Source organism: Polaromonas sp. P3_C2, assembly GCF_056402675.1.
Map to the genome: position 1 here is coordinate 1 of NZ_JBFUGX010000319.1, position 4847 is coordinate 4847.

Annotated in this window: 6 protein-coding genes; 2 read left to right on the forward strand and 4 right to left on the reverse strand. The window is 61.4% G+C overall.

All coding sequences use genetic code 11. From position 1 onward, the window contains the following. Positions 1–183: 183 nt before the first annotated feature. Positions 184–864, forward strand: coding sequence for a serine O-acetyltransferase (locus AC1DWI_RS13945; protein ID WP_477667868.1), 681 nt, complete (start codon positions 184–186; stop codon positions 862–864). Here AC1DWI_RS13945 and AC1DWI_RS13950 read toward each other — a convergent pair. Continuing rightward, positions 823–1590: a WecB/TagA/CpsF family glycosyltransferase gene (locus AC1DWI_RS13950; RefSeq protein WP_477667869.1), complete on the reverse strand. Its 768-nt coding sequence runs from the start codon at positions 1588–1590 to the stop codon at positions 823–825. The genes AC1DWI_RS13945 and AC1DWI_RS13950 overlap by 42 nt on opposite strands. Before the next feature lie 41 nt (positions 1591–1631). Between AC1DWI_RS13950 and AC1DWI_RS13955 the strand changes: the two genes are divergently transcribed. After that, positions 1632–2036 carry a VanZ family protein gene (locus AC1DWI_RS13955; RefSeq protein ID WP_477725043.1) on the forward strand — a complete coding sequence of 135 codons (405 nt, stop codon included), beginning with the start codon at positions 1632–1634 and terminating at the stop codon, positions 2034–2036. On the opposite strand, the gene epsG is transcribed toward AC1DWI_RS13955, so the two are convergent. The 3 genes from epsG to epsE all read right to left on the reverse strand — a co-directional run. Beyond that, on the reverse strand, positions 2023–2922 hold the full coding sequence (gene epsG / locus AC1DWI_RS13960) for a chain length determinant protein tyrosine kinase EpsG (RefSeq protein ID WP_477646209.1): 900 nt from the start codon (positions 2920–2922) through the stop codon (positions 2023–2025). The two genes, AC1DWI_RS13955 and epsG, sit on opposite strands and share 14 nt — an antisense overlap. Beyond that, a complete protein-coding gene (gene epsF, locus AC1DWI_RS13965; RefSeq protein ID WP_477725044.1) occupies positions 2919–4316 on the reverse strand; it encodes a chain length determinant protein EpsF in 1398 nt (465 codons plus the stop codon). Before epsF ends, epsG begins: the two co-directional genes overlap by 4 nt. 3 nt (positions 4317–4319) lie before the next feature. Continuing rightward, on the reverse strand, positions 4320–4847 hold a 528-nt coding region (gene epsE, locus AC1DWI_RS13970), incomplete at its 5' end, for a polysaccharide export protein EpsE (RefSeq protein WP_477725045.1).

Sequence of the window (4847 nt, forward strand, 5' to 3'; positions counted from 1 at the left end):
GCTTCCCGATGCGTTGCCACCGGGATTGCTCCGTTTGTGGTCCCAGCACATTCAACTCGACTCGCAGGCAGCAACGGAACAATTGGGATTGGCGTGGACACCTTATCGCACCGGTGTGCATGACTCGGCCCGGTGGTTCCGTACCGGGGCATCAACCAGCGGCCAAACCATGGAAAAAATAGTATGCCTTCCCTGAAAGCCGATATTCACCGGAAATTTGGACGATCCGACGGGCATCTGGCATTGAAAGGCGCCCTTCTGGATCCGGCATTTCGCGTGGTGGTCACCTTGCGTCTTTGCCAGGCAGCCCAGCAACTGCCGCCTGCATGGCGCTGGTTCGCGATGGTTCCTGCACAGCTGCTGTACCGACTGACAAGCCAGCTGGCGGGGATCGAAATACCCTGGCGAACCACCATTGCGCCCGGACTTGCACTCACCCATGGCCGCGGCATCGTCGTCAACGCGAACGCACGTATCGGCAGCAACGTCACGCTGTTTCATGGCGTAACGATCGGGCAGCGGGATTACATTGACAGTGAAGGCCGGCGGAACACCGTTTACCCGGTGATTGAAGACGATGTGTGGATCGGGCCGCACGCGATTGTAGTGGGCGGCGTGACTGTGGGGAAAGGCAGCAGGATTGCCGGCGGAGCGTATGTCTTTGAGAACGTCCCCCCCTACAGCGTGGTGATGGGAAACCCCGGGCAGATTGTTAAAACCAACTGCACACCGGATGTAGACAACCGCTACGCGCCGGTAGCCGTAGACGAAGAAAGCCAGCACTCGCGGCCGCAACGTCAATCGCTCGCAGTGAATGCCGGATCAGCGTCGGTTCAGCGAGGCCAGGCGCAAGGCCCGCGTTAAAAATAGCGGATTGCCTATCACGTAGCGCTGAAACAACCGGCGCGGCTCCAGCGCCAGGCGAAACAACCACTCCAGACCGGCCCTCTGCATCCACAGCGGCGCTCGCGGTGTTTTTCCACCCAGAAAGTCAATGATGGCTCCGCCGCAAACGATCAGGCAGGGAAAGTCCAGCAAGGCACGCAGTCTGGCCGCCACTTCCTCCTGCCGGGGCATTCCCATGCCGAGCACGATCAGCGCCGGTTGGTGYTGAACTGCCAGCAGGGCGTATGCCTCAGCATCCAGGAAGCCATCGGCTGCAATAAGCTGGCTGTGGGGAGCCAGTTCCTGCTGGACACGCAGCCGGCCCTTGGCCAGATAGGGATCACGTGTACCAAACAACGCAATGCGGCGGCCGTCAAACGCCCGGATCAGTTGCGGAATGAAGTCCGTCCCATTGAGATTGAGGCCGGGCTGCATCCGCAGCAATTTAAACAGCGTTGCCATGCCGGAGCCGTCCCTGAGCACCAGGTCGGCCGAATGCATTGCCTCAAAAAAAGGAACCGACGCCACCATGGAATTCATCGCATGCGCATTGGCGAAAGCCAGTACCTGCGGCCTTGCAGGGTGGCTAAGGGACGCCAGCAGTGCCTGGCTGTCGACAGGGCTTTGCACCCGCTCAATCTTTTCCACCAGTAGCGACCAGCGCTGGCGCCAGTCAGCAGGGCTGTCAAAGGAAGAACTCAGCATGGCCTCACCCATCCATCCTCCGGCATGACAAAATCATGGTCATGTTGAACACCGTAACCCCGGGCAACCCCTTGYGCACCCTTCGCATCCTGGCGGGCATCACCGTCGTCCTGACGGCCGCAGCGCTTTACATTCTTGGCGCGCAGCCCGTTGCCGTTGGGCTRTTCCCTGCGCCTTGGGACAAACTGGCACATCTGCTCGTCTTTGGCATGGTGGGCGCGGCTGCCGGTATTGCAAGCGGAACGCGCGGCTGGCGCATGGCCCTTTGCTGCGTAGCCAGCGCCGTCATGGTAGGTGCCATGGATGAGTTGCATCAGGCTTTCCTGCCGGGCCGGACAGCCAGCTGGTCTGACCTGGCAGCGGACGCCGCAGGCGGGCTTCTGGGAGCCGCCGCGCATGAGGCAGCCTATCGGCTGGGGGCTGGCCGCTTCTTCAGGCATCGTTAAGCACGGAGCCCACCAAAGCCACGCCGAACTCCCGCAGACTGTGGGTGAAACGGGTCATTTGCGGCATGGAACTCATGTTCTGCCTCGCCACAACCAGAGCAGCCCCTGCGCGGACGGCCACCGTGTGCGCATCGGCACATTCGCTGGCAGGCGGGGTGTCGATGATGATGACGTCAAAGTCCTCGCCCAATGATTGCAGCAGTTTGGAAAATTCCTGCCGCCCAAGCAGCTCCTGCGGATTAGGCGGAATGACCCCCGCAGGCAGTACCGACAGATCCTGCAGGGCCGGTATGCTGATGACCGCTTCCGGCCCGGCGCGGCCAGCGAGCATGTCAGACAGGCCCGCAGTCGCCCCAAGGTTAAAAAGCTGGTGCTGCCGTGGCGTCCGCATATCCGCGTCGACCAGCAAAGTACGCTCCCCGAGCTGTGAAAACACGATGGCCAGGTTAGCCGCGATATAGCTGCGCCCTTCTTTCGCGCCGGCGCTGACAATCGCCAACCCCCGGCGCTCGGCCCCGGTGTCAAACCAGCGCAGCATCAACTGGCTGCGCAGCGCACGCAACTGTTCAACCGGCTGGCTGCCCGGCTGGTACGCCGCCACCAGCTCCCGGCTGAGCTTGGTTTCATTGGCAAGGTAGGGATAGTCAAACTGGACCGAGAGGGCAAAACGCACATCGTCGTCACTCAGCAGGCCCAGGGCCTTGCCGGAATCGCCAAAGCGCAAGCCACGGTCCCGTTGAAAATGGAGGATACGTTCGGCATCCGGAGGCGACAGCCGACCGGCATCCACCAGGATTGTCCCCATGGAGCGGCCGGCACCCGTGGCCGGTTTGCTGGGAACTGTCAGGGGAACCGATCGGATCGTCGGAGCGTTGTTTCTATTCATGCTGTCCCTCCATTGCCTAGCATCAGGCGGCGCGAACCGGGAAGCCTGCCGCTTCCTCCATCCGAAGAAATGCTTGCCAACACAGGCAGGCCCAATATCTGCACAAGGTCTTCGGCAGAGCGCACGCGGCGGTTGGCCAGTTCCAGCAGCAATCCGCATGCAATGCCGAGCAACGTCCCGCCAAAAGCAGCGACCAGCAGATTCACCAGCAGTTTCGGGCTCGAAGGGTTGACAGGAGGCGTTGCCATGTTCAGCCGCACAACATTGGTCTGGTTGCTCAGGCTCTGAAGGCGTGTCTGCGATGCACTCTGGCTGACAGCCTCAAAAGCGCGCTGGGCCGACTCGACATCGCGGCGATATACATTGAGCTCGTCCCGCTGCTTGTTCAGTTCGAGGACACGCGCTTTCTGTGCACCCACCGCGGCCTGCAGTTCACGCTCCCGGTCTTTGCCCACGCGGTAGGTTGTTTCGATGGATGCTGTGATGCGCGCAGTTTCGGTTGCCAGCCGGCTTTTCACAGCGGCCAGTTCGGATTCAGCGCGTTGCCGCTCAGGGTGATTAGCCCCGAGGCGCACACTGATTTCCTGTACCTTGGCCTCCAGCCGCGAAAGATCGGCCTTCAGGCCATTGATCAGGGGACTCTGCATGACTTCAGCGACGGTATCTCCGCGGGAGCTGCGTTTGCTCTGGCTGTCGGTAGTCTCGCCCTGCACAGTCGTGAGCTGGGAAGAAATTTCCCCCAGCTTCGCAGTCTCGTAGTCCACACGCTCGTCACTGCTGACAATACCGGCCTTCTGCTGGTACTCCGACAGGCGCGCCTGAGCCTCCTCAAGTTTCGCGCGAGATGCCTTGGTCTGATCATCAAACCATTCGGCGTAGATCTTGGCAGGTTCCGTCTTTAGCGACAGATTGGTATCGAGATAGGCCTGGGCAAAAGTATTGGCCGTAGTGGCGGCGACATCCGGATCGCTGCCCTTGTAGGTGATGTTGATCACGTTGCTTTCGCGCGCGGGCCGTACATCCAGTCCCTTCTGCAGGGACTCAGCCAGCCAGCTCTCCAGCGACCCGCGTCCATCGGTGGCCTCAAGCCAACGGGCTTTGGTGCGCGGATCTTCATCCAGCTTGAGCATTTTCACCACGCGCTGGGCCACACGGTCACCGCCGAYGATGTCCACCTGTGTCGCCATGTAGCTGGGTGCGACCAGGCCGGGCAAGGCCGCGCCGCCGGCAACCGGATCAGGTGAACGCACGTCAACCAGTACGGCGGCCTGGGCGGTGTACTTGCGGGGAAGCGCGAGGCTGACGGCCAGCGCGGCCAATATGGCCACCAGCATGACGAGCACAACAACCCGATAACGGGCCCGCAGGATCAGCAGGAATTGATGGAGTGTCATGATTTAAAAGAGGCTTTCACGAACATAGATCACATCCTCGGCGCGAACGGGGTCGGTGAGCCGGGGGGTTGTTTCCACGACCTTCCCCGCCGCGTCGCGGCGATGCAGGCGCAGCCGGTTTTCACTGCCGCGCACCGTGGGTCCGCCGCCCTGGGCAAGCGCCTGCATCACGGTCATGCCCCGCTCGATGCGGTACGGTCCGGGGCGCTGTGCCTCGCCGTAGATATAAAACATCGGCGCCTTGTTGACATACAGCGTGTCTCCGCCCGCCAGCACAATGTCTTCATCTGATTTCTCGTTCAGAAAGAGTGCCGGAATATCAATCACTTTCCGAAACGGCTTACCCTCACGCTGGCCGGTCAGGATCAGTACATCGTCACCCGTAGGGGTCACACCGCCGGCAGCAGCCAGCATGTCGCTGACACGGGTGTTGAATGTTTCCAGGGGGAAACGGCCCGGGCGGCTTACCTGCCCCAGCACGGCGACCTGATTGCCCCGTACCTGCCGCAGGACGATGTTGACCTGCGGTAC